Source organism: Kosakonia beeri, from assembly GCF_054165705.1.
In genome coordinates this window covers 744,705-760,419 of record NZ_CM135106.1, presented here as the reverse complement: position 1 = coordinate 760,419, position 15,715 = coordinate 744,705, and the positions used below count along the sequence as shown (strand labels likewise).

Genomic DNA, 15,715 nt, shown 5'->3' with positions numbered 1-15,715 from the left:
TTAAAGACCTGAAAGTTTTTGTGATTGCTTATACAGCAGGCCGGTTAATGGCAGCGAAATCAGGATCATCAACAGGGCGTAAGGCGCGGCGGCTACATAATCAATCTCACTGGTTAAGGCCCAAAATCCCGTTGCCAGCGTGCGGGTGCCCGTCGGGGAGAGCAATAACGTGGCGGTGAGCTCATTACTTGCCCCCAGGAAAACCAGCGCCGCAGCGGCAGACGCGCCAGGTGCCGCCAGCCGTAGCGTGACCCGAACCAGCGCCAGCGTCGGCGGAGTGCCTAAACTTTGCGCTACGTGTTCCAGCTCCACCGGAGCCTGAGCAATACCGGCACGCAGGTTAATCAATGCCCTGGGCATAAACATCAGCAAATAGGCGAGAAAAAGCGTCACTTCGGTTTGATAAATCGGCCGCGCATAATGAATGGTTACCGTCACCAAGGCCAGCGCAACAACAATGCCAGGCAGGGCGCTGGCAACGTAATTACACCCCTCTAGCAGACGGAATAAGGGACGTGGGTGGCGCACCGCCAGCCACGCGGTGGGCAGCGCAAAAAAGGTAGTAATCAGCGCACCGCTAAGCGCCAGGGTGAGCGTCTGGTGTAACGAGAGCCACAGATCGGCGTTGTGCCAGTTCGCTATGCCGCCGAGCCACAACCAACGGCCAAGAACCACAACCGGCGTGCCGAGCGATAACACCACAGTGCCCACCGCCAGCAACAGCCCCACGGCCACACCGCAACACCCCAGTACGCGCACGGGTTGCCGCCGTGGCGCGCCCGCTCCGACACGCGCATAGCGTGCGGTTCCGCGCGCAGCGCTTTCCAGCAGCAATAAACCAAGGCAGCAGAGCGCAAGCACGCCGGCCAACATGTTGGCTGCCGGGCCGCTAAAGGTTGACTGAAACTGGTCATAAATCGCCGTCGTGAAGGTATCAAAACGGATCATCACAAACAGGCCATATTCCGCCAGCAAGTGCAGCGCAACCAGTAGCGCGCCTCCACAGAGCGCCAGTTTCAGTTGCGGAAGGATGACGCGAAAAAAAACCTGCCACGGCGGGGTACCCAACGACGCCGCAACATCTTCCAGACTGGGATCGAGACGCCGCAATACGGCTGCCACGGGCATATAGATAAACGGAAAATAGGCCAGTACCGAGATAAATACCGCCGCAGCAAGGCCATTGAAACCCGGTGCAATACTCATCCACGCATAGCTTTGCACAAATGCCGGAATAGCCAGCGGCGCAACTGCCAGTACCGACCACAGCCTGCGGGCGGGTAGTGATGTTCGCTCTGTTAGCCACGCCATTGCTGTGCCCAGCGTCACGCAGGCAGGCACTGTGATGGAAATTAACAAGGCAGTATTGCTCATCAGTTCGCCCACGCGGGGGCGAAAGATGAGCGCCTTAACGGTCGTCCATCCAGTCTCGATCCCCACGGCGACAACAAAGCACACGGGGAGCAAAGCCAGCAAGGCGACAAAAACAGCTAACAAGACCAACAACGCGGACGGGCGATGGCGGATCGTCCGGCGGGTCGCGTTGACGGACGATGATAACGCTAAACTCGACATAAGGCGCTCAGGGTAACGGAATTACAACAGACCCGCTTCGGTCATCAATTCACTGACTTTTTTACTGTTCAGCTGCGACGGCTCCACTTTAGGCGCATCCAGCTTATTCAGCGGGATCAGTTTCTCATTGGAGGTGGAATTCACGCCTACCGCGTACTCAAACGCCGTGTTTGTTCGCAACATCTCCTGACCCGCCTTGCCGGTGATCCATTTGATAAACGCCTGCGCCTGTTTTTGATGTTTACTGGAAGCCAGTACGCCACCACCGGAGATACTGACAAACGCGCCCGGATCCTGATGTTTGAAGTAGTGAAGCTGAACATTTTTACTGTTCTCACCCGTTTTGGCCTGATCAACAAAATAGTAATAGTGATAAATGACCCCGCTATCAATCTGCCCGGCATTCACCGCTTTCATTACCGTGCTGTTTCCTTTGTACGGGGTGAAGTTGTTTTTCATCCCTTTCAGCCACTCAAGCGTCGCTTTTTCGCCTTTTAGCGACAGCATCGCGCTGACAATCGCCTGGAAATCAGCCCCGGAAGGAGAAGCCGCCCAGCGGCCTTTCCATTCTGGTTTAGCTAAATCCATCAGTGAGGCGGGCAATTGCGCCTCGCTGATTTTGGCCGGGTTGTACACAAACACGGTGCTGCGCGCGGCAATGCCAATCCAGCGACCGTGTGCAGGGCGATATTGCGCAGGAACCTGTTTCAGCGTATCGGTATCCAGCGGGGCAAACAGATTTGCATTATCCACCAGCGTCATGGCCGGAGAATTTTCAGTCAGGAAGACATCCGCCGGAGAGACGCTGCCCTCCTGGACCAGTTGGTTACCCAGCTCCGTATCGCCGCCATTACGCAGCGTGACTTTAATCCCGGTTTCTTTGGTGAATTCATCAACCCAGGATTTCGTCAGATTCTCATGCTGCGCATTGTAAACAACGATACCTTCATCGTTATTTGCCGCCGATGCAGTAGACATAACGAAAACGGAAGAAATAACCAGTGCAAGAGAACAGAAAGGCAAAAAGCGATTCTTCATCATCACTCCTTTTTTTATGGGTGTAATAGCGAACGTCTGCAGACTCGCCAGGAGTGTAATCGCAGCGGCAATGGAATGAGAATCGGAATTATTATCAAGAATAACACTTCAAAATTTAATAGAAGAAAAAAACAGAAACACAAATGAATACGCTATTCTTGAATAGCAGGATTATCTTAAGCTTAAGAAAACCTTAAAACGTTTAAGAAATATTTAATCTGTTATTACTTCCCCGTCTCTCGCACCCTTTACTTTCCTTTTAGCGGATCGCAAATTAACAGTATACTTAGTAGGATTAATAAACATCGCAAGAGCGCCTGCACAGGTAAGTAAGAAAATCATGAGCAATAAAAAAATAGACACAATGGCTAAAGTCGCTATGCGCAGTAGGGGTTTATCGGTAAAAGAAAAACGCGTGCGTTACCAGGGCAAGATATTCACATTCAAATATCAATCGGGCCAATACGCTGTCTTTTTCGAAGGCCAGCAGATCGACACTTTCGCCACAGATAACATTAATCAGGCCATTGCCGATTATAAAGAAAAGCACAATAAAGCCAGGCGCTAACCCTCTCTTTTAACCTGCACGACAGGCCAATCGCCAGCTTTCCCCCTCTTCTTTCCTGCCGGGCGGAAATAACGCCAGACCCGGTTTCGCCACACCAAAAACCCTATAAAAAGCATGGAAATCAACACATTAAAGTAATAGTTTTTTACACAAAGCATTTACACGTTAACAATAATTCTTATCATAACGATAATCACTACCATGACACGGTGTGATGCCATTTGCGCGCGAAGGAGTGTCAACGCCGCACTATTTCTGATTACACGGGAATGAATAACAATGAAGCATCGCTATCTTTGGGCTTTAAACCCCTGCTTACTGATGATGTTTTCCGCACCAGGCTGGGCTGAGGGCCAAAAAGAAGAGACGTTGGTTGTCGCCGCCAGCAGGGCAAATCACAGCATTACCGATATGGCGCAAACCACCTGGGTTATTGAGCAGGCGGAAATTGAACAGCAAGTTCAGGGCGGTAAAGAGTTAAAAGAGGTGCTGGCTCAGCTTATTCCTGGCATGGATGTCAGCAGCCAGGGCCGGACAAACTACGGAATGAATATGCGTGGTCGTTCGATGATGGTCATGGTCGACGGCGTGCGTTTGAACTCCTCACGCAGCGACAGCCGGCAACTGGACTCCATCGATCCGTTTAATATTGAACGCATTGAAGTGATTTCTGGCGCAACCTCACTCTATGGCGGCGGCAGTACGGGTGGCCTGATTAATATTGTGACCAAAAAAGGTCAGCCGGATACCCAGCTTGAATTTCAGACCGGCACGAAAAGCGGCTTTAACAGCCATAACGATCATGATGAAAATATTGCCGCGGCTGTCAGCGGGGGCAATGATAACGCCTCGGGTCGCCTGTCAGTTGCGTATCAGCGCTATGGTGGCTGGTATGACGGCAAAGGCAATGAGGTCATTATTGATAACACCCAGACCGGTTTACAGTACTCCGATCGTCTGGATGTGATGGGCACCGGCACGCTGAACATTGATGACCATCAGCAGTTGCAATTAACCACTCAGTATTACAAGAGCCAGTCAGACGGTAAACATGGCCTGTTCCTCGGGGAAAACTTCTCGGCTGTGACCGGCTCGGGGAATGCATATAACAAGGGAAACCTTGATTCTGACCGCCTGCCGGGTACCGAACGCCACTTAATCAACCTGCAATACGCTAATAGCGATTTCTGGGGACAGGATTTGCTGGCGCAGATTTATTACCGCGATGAAAGCCTCACGTTCTATCCGTTCCCGACGCTTTCTGGCGGCAAAGTCACCTCTATTGGCGCATCGCAGCAGAAGACCGATTTCTACGGCGGCAAGCTGACCATCAATAGCAAGCCTGTCGATGCGTTAATACTGACCTGGGGGGTCGATGCGGAACACGAAACCTTCGACGCCAATCAGCAATTTTTCGATCTCAATAAAGCTGCGGCCAGCGGTGGCATGAAGCTGGATAATGCCTACAATGTCGGGCGCTATCCGGGTTACAGCATCACCAACTTCGCCCCGTTCCTGCAAAGCAGTTACGACATTGCGGCCATCACCTTAAGCGGTGGCGTACGTTATCAGTACACTGAAAATAAAGTTGATGATTTCGTTGGTTATACCCAGCAACAGGCCATCGCCGCTGGCCGCGCCACCTCTGCTGATGCTGTTCCCGGCGGGAAAACGGACTACAACAATCTGTTGTTCAATGCCGGGATCCTCGGTCATGTCAGTGACCGCCAGCAGTTGTGGTTTAACTTCTCGCAAGGCTTTGAGATCCCTGATCTGGCTAAATATTACGGCTCCGGTACTTACCGGCTGGCGAACGGCCATTACACCCTGCTTAACAGTGTCAACGTGAACGACTCGAAGCTGGATGGCATCAAAGTGGATGCCTGGGAGCTGGGCTGGCGTTACACCGGAGACAACTTGCGCACCCAGGTTGCGGGTTACTATTCGTTATCGGACAAGACCATCAACATCAATAAGTCCGACATGACCATCAATATTGAAGATGATCAGCGTCGTATTTACGGGGTTGAAGGCCAGGTGGATTACTTCTTTACCGACAGCGAGTGGAGCACCGGGGCCAACTTTAACGCCATTAAATCGCAAACGCGCGTCGAGGGTAAATGGCAGAAGTTAACAGTAGACAGCGCCAGTCCATCGAAAGTCAGCGCATGGATCAACTGGGCGCCAGGCGACTGGACGCTGCGACTGCAAAGCACTCAGACCTTCTCGCTTTCGGACGCAGACGGCAAGAAAATTGACGGTTACAACACGGTGGATCTGCTGGGCAGCTATGCCTTACCCGTGGGTAAGCTGAGCTTCAGCGTCGAAAACCTGCTGGATGAGGATTACACCACGGCCTGGGGCCAGCGTGCGCCGGGGCTGTACAGCCCAACGTATGGCGCGGCGGGTTTATATACCTATAAAGGGCGTGGGCGTACCTTTGGTTTAAATTACTCGGTGCTGTTCTGAGCCTTTTGCCGCCTGTCAAAAACAGGCGGCAAACCTTCTGAACCATCCCAAATAACCAAACAAAAGATAGCCGACATCCTCAGCTAAATACCCGCTGAAAAGGCAGTTGTGCAGTTACAGACTTAAGTTAAATATATATACGTAAGGCGATTATATTTGACTTAAAATAATATAAGATATATTTAAGCAACGTATTCAGAAACAGAATTATGCGAGTGATGTACTCACGTAATTACCCAAATCAGTTAAGAATAACCCTTATCATATACAGGATATAACGCCAAAAGCTTATTGCATGTCTGTCATTTCAGACTGACCGATACTTTCTGCCGGGACATTCTGTATAGCTTTTACGCCTTCCAGCTGTTGTTGCGCAACCTGATTATTTTGCTTCGCTAATTGCGCCTCTTCTAACTCTTGCTGTGTCACTTTTTTTCCGGAAAACGCATCGATCATTTCCGTACGGCCGTCAGGATATTTAACAATGGTCACTAATCTTCCGCCATATTGCGGAATGCCAGACATCGCCAGCGAATAATCAATTTCATGATTTTCCACCTTTTTCTTTTCCTGAACCTGCTGTTCGGCTTTTATATCCTTCGCTTCTTTATGTTTTTCTGCACGCGCAGAGAGCGTCACTTTGGTGCTGTCATCCTGATACGACGTTGGGTGGCCTGAGCCATGGTCTGCACTGTTCGCCGTTTCAATTTTATGCGTGATAGTCTCTTTTGTGCTGGCAAGGTGCGTGCTTGCCTGAATCGCCTGAATCTCCTGCATCATTATCTCCACCAAGGGTTAAACCCGATAATCTGCGACGAATGACTCCTCCGATCTGAGTCGAAAAAAGATCCTCATAACGATTATCGACAGGGTAATAAAACATATTAATAACAAATAATGCTGACAATGCACCATTCACAGAACAAATTAAAATATCAACCACACTAAAATATATTTTATAGATTTTACTTAAATCAGAATAATTATGAAAAATATAATCTAAGTCAGATTAACTTGTGCGCAGGAAAAAAAACGGCGGCATTAATGGCTAATTGTTAAACAGGGTTAAGGGGGATTTTCTGGTCCGCAAAAGTGGACTTACTCCAGGGTATGGCCAACAAACAGGCCCTGTTACCGCGCACGATGGCACATCGCAAGGTACAGAAGCGTGGCAAAAAATCATCCACTGTTACCTGTTTAACCCGTTGCTGTCTGACGGAATTATGCTGTTATTTCAATAACTCATACCAAAGACGGGCATTAACCGCATCGAGGGTAAAGCGCACTCCCCGTCTCTGTCGCATCCTGATATTCTCAAACACGATAACCACATCCCATATCAGGAGTGAAAATGAACCAACAGCCTTTACACGCCGAACCATTAAGCTGGGGACACGGGCCGCGCACGTTTGAAGTGTTTCTCGAACCAACCTGCCCTTTCTCCGTTCGCGCGTTTAATAAGCTCGATGCGCTTCTCCAGTCCGTGGGGGAAGAGAATGTGACAGTCAAGATCCGCCTGCAATCACAGCCCTGGCATCTGTTTTCCGGCGTGATTGTGCGCTGCATCCTTGCCGCTTCTACCCTGCCGGAAGGCAAAAGTGCGGCCCACAAGGTACTGAAAGCGGTGGCCGATCACCGTGAAGAGTTTGAATTTACCGATCATTGCAGTGGGCCGAATATGGATGCCACACCGCAACAGATCATCGACCGGATCGAGCAGTACAGCGGAGTGAAACTGTCGCAGGCGTTCGCCCGCCCGGAACTGCAAAGTGAAATCAAATGGCACTGCAAATATGCACGCCAGAACGGTATCCACGTCTCACCCACTTTCATGGTGAACGGGCTGGTACAGGCCGACCTCGGCAGTGGCGATGATGTCAGCGTCTGGGCGCAGCGCATCCTTGGCTGAGGCACTGCTACACTCAATTTTTGTTTATTAACGCTTTGGTAACTCAACACAAAGGCAGACCAAAATGTCAGACAACTATCAACCTCCAAAAGTCTGGACGTGGGATAAATCCGGCGGTGGCGCATTCGCCAATATCAATCGCCCGGTTTCCGGCCCGACGCATGAGAAAACCTTACCCATTGGCAAACATCCGCTGCAGCTCTATTCGCTCGGCACCCCGAATGGGCAGAAAGTAACCATTATGCTGGAAGAGCTGCTGGCAAAAGGCGTAACGTCGGCTGAGTACGACGCCTGGTTAATCCGCATTGGTGAAGGCGATCAGTTTTCCAGTGGTTTTGTTGACGTTAACCCGAACTCAAAAATCCCGGCGCTGCGCGATCATTCCACCACGCCGCCGACCCGCGTGTTTGAATCCGGCGCAATTCTGCTGTATCTCGCGGAGAAGTTTGGTCACTTCCTGCCTGAAGAACCGGCAGCACGCACCGAGACGCTGAACTGGCTGTTCTGGCTGCAAGGCTCAGCACCGTTCCTCGGCGGCGGCTTTGGCCACTTCTACAATTACGCACCGGTAAAAATTGAGTACGCGATTAATCGCTTTACCATGGAAGCCAAACGCCAACTGGATGTGCTGGACAAACAACTGGCGCAGCATAAATTTGTCGCAGGCGATGAGTACACCATTGCCGATATGGCGATTTGGCCCTGGTACGGCAACGTGGTGCTGGGCAATGTCTATAACGCGGCGGAGTTCCTTGACGCAGGTAGCTACACGCATGTGCAACGCTGGGCAAAAGAGATTCTTGCGCGCCCGGCAGTGCAGCGTGGGCGCATTGTGAACCGCACCTTCGGCGAGCCGAATGAGCAACTCCACGAACGCCACGATGCCAGCGACTTCGACACCCAGACCGAAGATAAGCGCAACGCGTAACCCTGCAAACCGGGCGTATCCTGCCCGGTTTTCTCCCCTATAGTGGATGCCTTTCACTGTTTTTTTCACACTGTATTTACATAACCGGGATAACTGGTAAGAATGCCTTTTATTTACCCGAACGCCGCCTCATGTCCGATATTGCGCTCAAACAGCAGATCCAGAATCTGAAAAAGCATAACGCCCGGCTGGTGCGGATCGCACGCGACGCGCGTAACAAACTCAGCGCAGCGCTGGACGGCACCGGTCTGTGCCTGTGGCAGTTAGATGTGCCCAGCGGCAAGCTGATTATCTTCAATCGCCGATGGGGCGCGATGCTTGGTTACCAGCCAAAAGCGCTAAGCGCCCACTTTGATGTCTGGCGCGAGCATTTGCATGTGGAGGATCGCCAGCGTGTGCTGGAGGCGTTTTACGATCATTTGCATGGCAAGACCCCATTCTATGAAGCGCTGCACCGCATGCAGCATAAAAACGGTACCGTCACCTGGGTACTCGATCGCGGTCGCGTAACGGAACGGGATGACAACGGTAAACCGTTGAAAGTGACCGGTACGCATATCGACATGACCAAAGAGAAGCAGTATGAGGAGCAGCTGGCGGCGCTGGCGAATCACGATCCGCTGACCGGACTGGCAAATCGACATGCGCTGCTGCACCACTTTGCTGAATGTAAGAGCGCCGGGCCGTTATGCGTCGCATTTATCGATCTGGATGATTTCAAAAGGGTTAACGATACCTTCGGCCACCGCAGCGGTGACGAACTGTTGATCCAGCTGAGCCAGCGGCTACGCAGCGCCTGCCCGGAAGGTGCCATTGTTGGTCGCCTCGGTGGCGACGAATTTGTTCTGTTATTACCCTTCGCACTCAGCAGCCTGATGATTAACAGCACCGCGCATCATTGCCTGCGCGCCGCCCTTACCCCGTTTGAACTGGATAATGGCGAGGCCTCCGTTGGCGCGTCGATTGGTATTGATGAAGTACAGACGGGAGATGATTTTGTCAGCGCGTTAAAACGCGCCGATCAGGCGATGTATCACATTAAACATACGGGTAAAAACGGCGTGGCGATTGGTCAGAGACGCCTCTCTCTGTCTGCACGGGCGGAGGCATAACCGATGAAAGCGGCGCGCCAGCAGACGATCGTGCAACTGCTCACCCATCATGACACCCTGACCACCGCGGCGCTGGCTGCCCAGTTGAATGTCAGCATCGAAACAATCCGCCGGGATCTCAGCGACCTGCAAACGCAGGGCAAAATTGTACGGCGCCATGGCCGCGCACGCACGCTGCACTCACCACAACAGGATGGCGGCGAGCCGTTTCGTACCCGGCTGAAAAGCCATTATGCTGATAAAGCCGACATTGCCCGCCATGCGCTGAACTGGATCGACGAAGGGATGGCGCTGGCGCTGGATGCCAGTTCAACCTGTTTTCACCTTGCGCGGCAACTGCCGGATATGGCCCTCACCGTGTTTACCAACAGTTTGCCGGTCTGCCAGGAAATGGCCCGCCGGCAAAACATCACGCTGATCTGCTCTGGCGGGCAGCTGGAACGTTCCGAGCGTTGCTATGTCAACCCGACGCTTAGCAGCCTGCTAAAGACGATTGAGATCGATTTGTTTATCTTCTCCTGCGAGGGGGTGAGCGCTGACGGAGAAATGTGGGACTCCACGCACCATAACGCGGCATTTAAAGCCCAGTTATTACGCCGGGCGCAGCAGTCGTTATTGTTGATAGATAAGAGTAAATTTTACCGCGCCAGCGAAGTGAAAATCGGCAACCTGGCGCTGGTTACGCAAATGATCACCGATGAGAAAACCGAAATGCCTCACGCCTGAGGTGAAAACTCCTCCAGGTCCAGACTGCGTAACGCCTCCAGGGTCGCTCTCGCTTCCTCTTCATCAATCAGACTCATGGCAAACCCGACGTGCACCAACACCCACTGCCCAAGCAATGCACCCGGTTCACCTTCACATACCAGCGCGATATTAACCTCGCGCCGCACGCCGCACACATCGACCTGCGCCAATTGATGAAAATCCTCTCCCACGGCCACGACCTGGCCCGGTACGCCTATGCACATCGCGGCTACTCCACTTCAATACTTTTGATTTGCACACCTTCACTGCGTTCGATATGCAACGTTGGGCAGTGACAGCGCGGGCACTCATCATAGCGAGTAACCTCTACCGTCTGACTGCAATTCCAGCACCATGCCTGCGCCGGTTTAAGAATGATATGCAGCTCACAGCCCTGCGCCAGCGTATCGCGGCAGGCCATATCGAAACCGAAACGCAGCGCGCTTTCTTCAACACAGGCCAGCGCTCCCACTTCCAGCCATACCCCGGTCACCCGGGATGCGCCATGTTGCCTGGCCTGCTGTTCAATGATCTCGACTGCATTCTGGCACAGCGATAGTTCATGCATGCTGAGCACCCTTCAGCCTGCCAAGCAATGCCCGGCGGCTTACAGCATCGCTCACTGGCAGAGAGAGCGCCATTTTCAGGCAGTCGTTCGCCAGTTGCGGCCCCTGAGCGGCGTTGATATCGCGCGACAACGGCGACATCAATGAACAACTGAGATACTGCGCCACCTGCGGCAACTCGCCAACGGTAAATGTCATCTCACCGTAGGGCAGTTTCAGCCCGATACGTTCGCCCACCCTGCGCCGCGCCCAGCACTGTTGCGGGCCAGGAAAAATCACCAGGCTCAACATCCATGGCGTGACCACACATCCCAGCCATTGCCCTTCAAACAGGGTGAATGGCGTAACGTAGACCGGCATTTGCGGGTGAACAAACGGTAAATCGCGCATTTCCCCGTCGGCAACAGTCATTAACGCAGCCTGTACTGCATCATGCGGCGAAGCCTCAAAGCCTGAAAACTCATCCTGCATGCTGCGCCTCCCGGGAATGCAGCGTCACTCCGGACTCCGCCAGTGCCGCCAGCACCGCCTGTAATGCGGTGTCGATGCTGGCCTCAACAACCGGCGTCATACCAATGTGTGGCTCCAGCGATGCCGGTATCACGCCTATCAGCGTCAGTTTCGCCGGGAACTCGCCGGTGAAACGCAGCGCCGACAGCACATCAGACAACCCCAGTTGGTGCGGTGAAATTTTATTGCTGAAAAGCGTCGGCACCGCATCGTCTCGCAGACAGATAACCTCCCCCGGCTGGCTTTTCCGCGTGACAATGGCGTCCACAATGATCAGATGATCACGGTTCGCCATGGCGCTTAACAGTTCCATACCCGCGGTGCCGCCATCCAGCACTTCTATATGCTCCGGCAGGTGAAAGCGCTGCTCCAGCGCCTCCACAACACGCACACCAATTGCTTCATCGGTGAGCAAAATATTGCCCACTCCCAACACGAGAATCGACATCACAACACCTTCACCGACACCACATCGTTACCGTCCGCATCCAGTACATGCACGGCGCAGGACATGCAGGGATCGAACGAGTGGATAGTGCGCACCACTTCCAGCGGCTTTTGTGGATCGGCAACCGGGGTGCCCACCAGCGACAATTCGTAAGGGCCTGGTTCATCGTTAAAATTACGCGGCCCGGCATTCCATGTGGACGGCACCACCGCCTGGTAGTTGTCGATTTTGCCATCCTTGATCACCACCCAGTGCGAGAGCATGCCGCGCGGCGCTTCCAGAAAGCCCACACCTTTGTACTCGCCACTCGCGGGAATGTCCGGCTTTACAAAGGTTTCCATGTCACCTTTGCCGATATTGTCCACTAAAGCCTGATACTGCTGACTGGCCACCTGATGCAATTCGCAGGCATGCACGGTGCGCCCGATAATGCGCCCCAGCGTGGAATGGAGTTGTGCAGTTTCCAGAGTTTTGCCGGTGAGTTTGCGGTAAATCTCGACAATTTCATTGAGTTTATTGGTGGTTGTTTCATTTTTCGCGGCCAATTTACACAGCATGTTGGCCAGCGGCCCGACCTCCACTGTTTTGCCGTAAAAGGTCGGCGATTTCACCCACGAGTATTTGCCTTCTTCCTGCCAGCCCGTGTAATCAGGTATCGTTGTACCCTGCCATGGCTCCTGCGGAGCGTCATCTTTATACCAGGCGTGTTTAGCACTTTCCTGAATACCTTTCACCAGGAAGGGATCGTTATAATCAGTGATTGCTTTGTAGGCGCTGAGATCGGCGTTTTCAATATAGCCGCCCGCAAAGAGAAAACTGCCATTGTTGCCGTCAGTAGGAAACTCGGGCGTACTCAAATAGTTCACGCCGCCTTTACCCAATTCCAGCCATTGCGGATAAAACGCGGCGATGACCGCCGTGTCCACTTTGTAAACCTGTTCGATAAAGCCCTGCAGTCGATCGATAAACGACTTGAGGTACATCAGGCGTTCCAGGTTCAGCACCTCAATCCCGTCGAGATTGATCGGGTTAGCGACACCGCCCACAGCCATGTTCTGAATGTGCGGCGATTTACCGCCCAGCAATGCCACGATGCGGTTGGCATCGCGCTGACACTCAAGAGCTTGCAGGTAATGCGCAACAGCTATCAGGTTGACTTCTGGCGGCAGTTTCATCGCCGGATGCCCCCAATAGCCATTGGCGAAAATACCCAACTGCCCGCTGGCCACCAGCGCTTTTATCTTGTTCTGTACCTCTTTAAACGCATTTTCGCTGTTCAGTGGCCAGTCAGAGAGACCTTTTAACAGCGCCGCGGCTTTGGCCGGATCGGCATTTAACGCAGAGGTGATATCCACCCAGTCGAGCGCCGAAAGCTGGTAAAAATGGACAATATGATCATGAATGGAGTGAGCGGCCAGAATAATGTTACGGATGTACTGGGCATTGACAGGCACTTTCATTTCCAGCGCACTTTCGACCGCGCGCACCGAGGCAATGGCGTGGATCGTCGTACATACCCCGCAAATGCGCTGCATAATGATCCAGGCATCGCGCGGATCGCGGTTTTTCACGATCTCTTCCATACCGCGCCACATCGTGCCTGATGCCCACGCCCTGGACACCACCCCATTTTCAATTTCGCAGTCAATGCGTAAATGACCCTCAATACGGGTCACCGGATCGATGGTAATTCGTTGGCTCATGCTTCACTCGCCTTATGACGTTCTTGTCGTTGTAACGGAGGAATAATCGGCAACAGACGCAGGAGTAAAATGTACGCACAGACTTCAATTGCCACAAAACCGATAGAAATCAGTATCTCTTCCCAGGCCGGGAAGTAGTGATAGCCGTTGCCAGGATTAAACGCTAACAGCGAATAAGAGAGCCGCCACAGAGCGCACCCCAACAGCATGCTTAACGCGCCGATAAACAAAAAACGGGAATCGTTGCGCAGACGCGCCGAACGCAGCACCAGCAACGGAAAGAGCAGCAATGCGATTTCCAGCCAGAACATCAGGCTGTAAAAATCCCCGGCAAAGGCGTAATGCCACTTATCGCGCCAGGTAATTTCCCCCACGCGCAGCAGTAAAAAAATCAGCAGCAAAACACTGAGCGTGGCGGTTAACCGGGTGAAAAGTCGTTTTTCATCCGGCCCCTCGCCACGCAGGCTGGCCTGCAACAATGAGCCTTCAAAGATGACAATCGAAAAGCCCATGATAAATGCCGTCAGTAACGAAAACACCGGCAACATTTCATAGCTCTGCCACAGTGGGTAAACCTTATACCCGGCAGCAATCATCAGCGACCCCATAGAGGACTGGTGCATAGTCGGTAACAGGGCGCCAAGGGCGATAATAAAGAACATCACCTTATTCAACCGGCGTAGCGACACCTTCCAGCCCAGACGCTCCAATAACGCAGGCGCAAACTCCAGCGCCATTACACCGATATAGATGGTCATGCAGACGGCGGTTTCGAACAGCACCGAATTCACATTAAAATGCCCGGGAATGTAAAAGTAAGGCAGATTCCAGTAACGTCCCACATCGATAGTGATCGACAGTCCCCCCAGCGAATAGCCGAACAGACTGGCTAACAGCGCCGGGCGAACCAGCGGGTGATATTCACCCCGGTTGAAGACATACACCGCCCAGGCCAGCGCCCAACCGCCACAGGCAAAGCCGGTGCCGATCAGCAAATCAAAGGCGATCCAGATCCCCCACGGATAACCACCGTTAAGATCGGAAACCGATCCCAACCCAAAGACCAGACGTTTGACGATAAAGATCGCGCATAACACGATCAGCGGCGCAAAAAGCAGGATGGGTTTGCTGAGAAGCTTGCCACCCAACGGTTGCGGATCATGACTCATTTTCTGATCCTCCTTCATGGTGCTCGTTGCGGGTATGCCGGCGCACCAGTGCAGTCAGCCCTGCCAGCACCGCCAGCGGCAACATCATGCCTTTGTAGACCGTATGCTGAACATGTTCGGAGCGAGCGCCGGTTGCCAGATCATCAAGCGCCGGCAGGCCCAGCACCTCATAGGGAACCCCCGTCAGCACCAGCACCTGCGTGCCGCCGCCCTCTTTTTCACCGTACAAGTGCGGGTAGTAGCTGCCGACAGTATGTTGGTAAGTATCTGCCGAGTTCAGCGTTTGCCGGGGATAGAGATAGTCAGTGCCGGGTTTCAGCGAGAGGCGTTTTCTGGCCTCGGCCAGCAGCGCTTCGCGGGTGCCAAAAATCACCGCTCCCGCAGGGCAAACCTCCACGCAACCGGGCAACCCGCCTTTATCCAGCCGCTCAACCCCTTTCTGATTGCATAACTGGCATTTATGCAACTCGCCGAAGGGATTGTTGTAATCATATTTCGGCACATCAAACGGGCAGGCGACCATACAATAACGGCAGCCGGTACAAACGCTGGCGTCGTAGTGAACAATCCCGGTTTTGCTGTCTTTTTTCAGCGCCTGAACCGGGCAGACCGAAACGCAGTTGGCATCCACACAATGCATGCACTGCTTTTTGATATAGGCGTAACCGTCTTGCAGACGATCTTTATTCTCCCCGCTCCCGCTACGCCAGACCTGGATAATGTTGTTGGTATAAGGGGTAAGTTTGTCGTTATTAGACCAGGTTTGCTCGCCCTGCGGATTGCGCAGCGGGGTATTGATATCCTGGCAACGCGTCACACAGGCCTGGCAGCCGACACACAGCGTGGAGTCGTACAACATGCCAAGCGCCCCCGGGATCGGCGGACGATTTTGCGCAGCGGCAAAGCTCGTCGACGACCCCGCCACTAGCAGCGCCCCGCCGGACGCGGCTTTGAGAAAATTTCGTCTGTTCAC

At 53.0% G+C, this 15,715-nt stretch carries 16 protein-coding genes; 6 read left to right on the top strand and 10 right to left on the bottom strand.

The genetic code is table 11. The features are described 5' to 3' along the window. Entirely contained in the window at positions 1 to 1,575 is a 1,575-nt protein-coding gene (locus tag ACUY4S_RS03770) for an ABC transporter permease (RefSeq protein ID WP_458022516.1), read from the bottom strand. A 21-nt stretch (positions 1,576 to 1,596) separates the two neighbouring features. Continuing rightward, positions 1,597 to 2,613: an iron ABC transporter substrate-binding protein gene (locus ACUY4S_RS03765; RefSeq protein WP_458022561.1), complete on the bottom strand. Its 1,017-nt coding sequence runs from the start codon at positions 2,611 to 2,613 to the stop codon at positions 1,597 to 1,599. A 340-nt stretch (positions 2,614 to 2,953) separates the two neighbouring features. On the opposite strand from ACUY4S_RS03765, the gene ACUY4S_RS03760 reads away from it, so the two are divergent. Further along, a complete protein-coding gene (locus ACUY4S_RS03760; RefSeq protein ID WP_312690804.1) occupies positions 2,954 to 3,181 on the top strand; it encodes a hypothetical protein in 228 nt (75 codons plus the stop codon). A 279-nt stretch (positions 3,182 to 3,460) separates the two neighbouring features. Continuing rightward, positions 3,461 to 5,650 carry a TonB-dependent siderophore receptor gene (locus ACUY4S_RS03755; RefSeq protein WP_458022517.1) on the top strand — a complete coding sequence of 730 codons (2,190 nt, stop codon included), beginning with the start codon at positions 3,461 to 3,463 and terminating at the stop codon, positions 5,648 to 5,650. A 288-nt stretch (positions 5,651 to 5,938) separates the two neighbouring features. Here the strand turns inward: ACUY4S_RS03755 and ACUY4S_RS03750 are convergent, their stop codons facing one another. Further along, positions 5,939 to 6,430, bottom strand: a complete 492-nt coding sequence (locus ACUY4S_RS03750; RefSeq protein WP_458022518.1) for a hypothetical protein — start codon at positions 6,428 to 6,430, stop codon at positions 5,939 to 5,941. A gap of 571 nt (positions 6,431 to 7,001) precedes the next feature. Between ACUY4S_RS03750 and ACUY4S_RS03745 the strand changes: the two genes are divergently transcribed. The 4 genes from ACUY4S_RS03745 (at position 7,002) to fucR (ending at position 10,325) form a co-directional block, all read left to right on the top strand. Next, complete coding sequence (locus ACUY4S_RS03745) at positions 7,002 to 7,559, top strand: DsbA family protein (protein ID WP_312690807.1); 558 nt, start codon at positions 7,002 to 7,004, stop codon at positions 7,557 to 7,559. Between the two features lie 64 nt (positions 7,560 to 7,623). After that, entirely contained in the window at positions 7,624 to 8,487 is an 864-nt protein-coding gene (gene yghU, locus ACUY4S_RS03740; RefSeq protein WP_458022519.1) for a glutathione-dependent disulfide-bond oxidoreductase, read from the top strand. Positions 8,488 to 8,618: 131 nt separating this feature from the next. After that, positions 8,619 to 9,599: a diguanylate cyclase domain-containing protein gene (locus ACUY4S_RS03735; protein ID WP_312690809.1), complete on the top strand. Its 981-nt coding sequence runs from the start codon at positions 8,619 to 8,621 to the stop codon at positions 9,597 to 9,599. 3 nt (positions 9,600 to 9,602) lie between these two features. After that, positions 9,603 to 10,325, top strand: a complete 723-nt coding sequence (gene fucR / locus ACUY4S_RS03730) for an L-fucose operon activator (RefSeq protein WP_312690810.1) — start codon at positions 9,603 to 9,605, stop codon at positions 10,323 to 10,325. Here the strand turns inward: fucR and hybG are convergent. The 7 genes from hybG to hybA are packed head-to-tail and all read right to left on the bottom strand — an operon-like array spanning position 10,316 to position 15,715. Beyond that, the gene (gene hybG, locus ACUY4S_RS03725; protein WP_312690811.1) at positions 10,316 to 10,570 is read right to left on the bottom strand and encodes a hydrogenase maturation factor HybG; all 255 of its coding nucleotides are present in this window, start codon (positions 10,568 to 10,570) and stop codon (positions 10,316 to 10,318) included. The genes fucR and hybG overlap by 10 nt on opposite strands. Before the next feature lie 5 nt (positions 10,571 to 10,575). Next, on the bottom strand, positions 10,576 to 10,914 hold the full coding sequence (gene hypA, locus ACUY4S_RS03720; RefSeq protein WP_312690812.1) for a hydrogenase maturation nickel metallochaperone HypA: 339 nt from the start codon (positions 10,912 to 10,914) through the stop codon (positions 10,576 to 10,578). Beyond that, the gene (gene hybE, locus ACUY4S_RS03715) at positions 10,907 to 11,383 is read right to left on the bottom strand and encodes a hydrogenase-2 assembly chaperone (protein WP_312690813.1); all 477 of its coding nucleotides are present in this window, start codon (positions 11,381 to 11,383) and stop codon (positions 10,907 to 10,909) included. The genes hypA and hybE overlap by 8 nt, the downstream gene beginning before the upstream one ends. Then, positions 11,373 to 11,870, bottom strand: coding sequence for a HyaD/HybD family hydrogenase maturation endopeptidase (locus tag ACUY4S_RS03710; RefSeq protein WP_458022520.1), 498 nt, complete (start codon positions 11,868 to 11,870; stop codon positions 11,373 to 11,375). The genes hybE and ACUY4S_RS03710 overlap by 11 nt, the downstream gene beginning before the upstream one ends. After that, on the bottom strand, positions 11,870 to 13,573 hold the full coding sequence (gene hybC, locus ACUY4S_RS03705) for a hydrogenase 2 large subunit (RefSeq protein ID WP_458022521.1): 1,704 nt from the start codon (positions 13,571 to 13,573) through the stop codon (positions 11,870 to 11,872). Before hybC ends, ACUY4S_RS03710 begins: the two co-directional genes overlap by 1 nt. After that, a complete protein-coding gene (gene hybB, locus ACUY4S_RS03700; RefSeq protein ID WP_312690816.1) occupies positions 13,570 to 14,742 on the bottom strand; it encodes a Ni/Fe-hydrogenase cytochrome b subunit in 1,173 nt (390 codons plus the stop codon). Before hybB ends, hybC begins: the two co-directional genes overlap by 4 nt. Continuing rightward, positions 14,732 to 15,715, bottom strand: a complete 984-nt coding sequence (hybA, locus tag ACUY4S_RS03695; protein ID WP_458022522.1) for a hydrogenase 2 operon protein HybA — start codon at positions 15,713 to 15,715, stop codon at positions 14,732 to 14,734. Before hybA ends, hybB begins: the two co-directional genes overlap by 11 nt.

Bases quoted from the DNA above. Each gene is read 5' to 3' on its own strand.
- fucR (WP_312690810.1), top strand. From the start codon at position 9,603: ATGAAAGCGGCGCGCCAGCAGACGATCGTGCAACTGCTCACCCATCAT.
- ACUY4S_RS03710 (WP_458022520.1), bottom strand. From the start codon at position 11,870: ATGTCGATTCTCGTGTTGGGAGTGGGCAATATTTTGCTCACCGATGAA.
- ACUY4S_RS03770 (WP_458022516.1), bottom strand. From the start codon at position 1,575: ATGTCGAGTTTAGCGTTATCATCGTCCGTCAACGCGACCCGCCGGACG.
- hybC (WP_458022521.1), bottom strand. From the start codon at position 13,573: ATGAGCCAACGAATTACCATCGATCCGGTGACCCGTATTGAGGGTCAT.
- hybE (WP_312690813.1), bottom strand. From the start codon at position 11,383: ATGCAGGATGAGTTTTCAGGCTTTGAGGCTTCGCCGCATGATGCAGTA.
- yghU (WP_458022519.1), top strand. From the start codon at position 7,624: ATGTCAGACAACTATCAACCTCCAAAAGTCTGGACGTGGGATAAATCC.
- ACUY4S_RS03765 (WP_458022561.1), bottom strand. From the start codon at position 2,613: ATGAAGAATCGCTTTTTGCCTTTCTGTTCTCTTGCACTGGTTATTTCT.
- hybG (WP_312690811.1), bottom strand. From the start codon at position 10,570: ATGTGCATAGGCGTACCGGGCCAGGTCGTGGCCGTGGGAGAGGATTTT.
- ACUY4S_RS03735 (WP_312690809.1), top strand. From the start codon at position 8,619: ATGTCCGATATTGCGCTCAAACAGCAGATCCAGAATCTGAAAAAGCAT.
- hypA (WP_312690812.1), bottom strand. From the start codon at position 10,914: ATGCATGAACTATCGCTGTGCCAGAATGCAGTCGAGATCATTGAACAG.
- ACUY4S_RS03755 (WP_458022517.1), top strand. From the start codon at position 3,461: ATGAAGCATCGCTATCTTTGGGCTTTAAACCCCTGCTTACTGATGATG.
- hybB (WP_312690816.1), bottom strand. From the start codon at position 14,742: ATGAGTCATGATCCGCAACCGTTGGGTGGCAAGCTTCTCAGCAAACCC.
- ACUY4S_RS03745 (WP_312690807.1), top strand. From the start codon at position 7,002: ATGAACCAACAGCCTTTACACGCCGAACCATTAAGCTGGGGACACGGG.
- ACUY4S_RS03750 (WP_458022518.1), bottom strand. From the start codon at position 6,430: ATGATGCAGGAGATTCAGGCGATTCAGGCAAGCACGCACCTTGCCAGC.
- ACUY4S_RS03760 (WP_312690804.1), top strand. From the start codon at position 2,954: ATGAGCAATAAAAAAATAGACACAATGGCTAAAGTCGCTATGCGCAGT.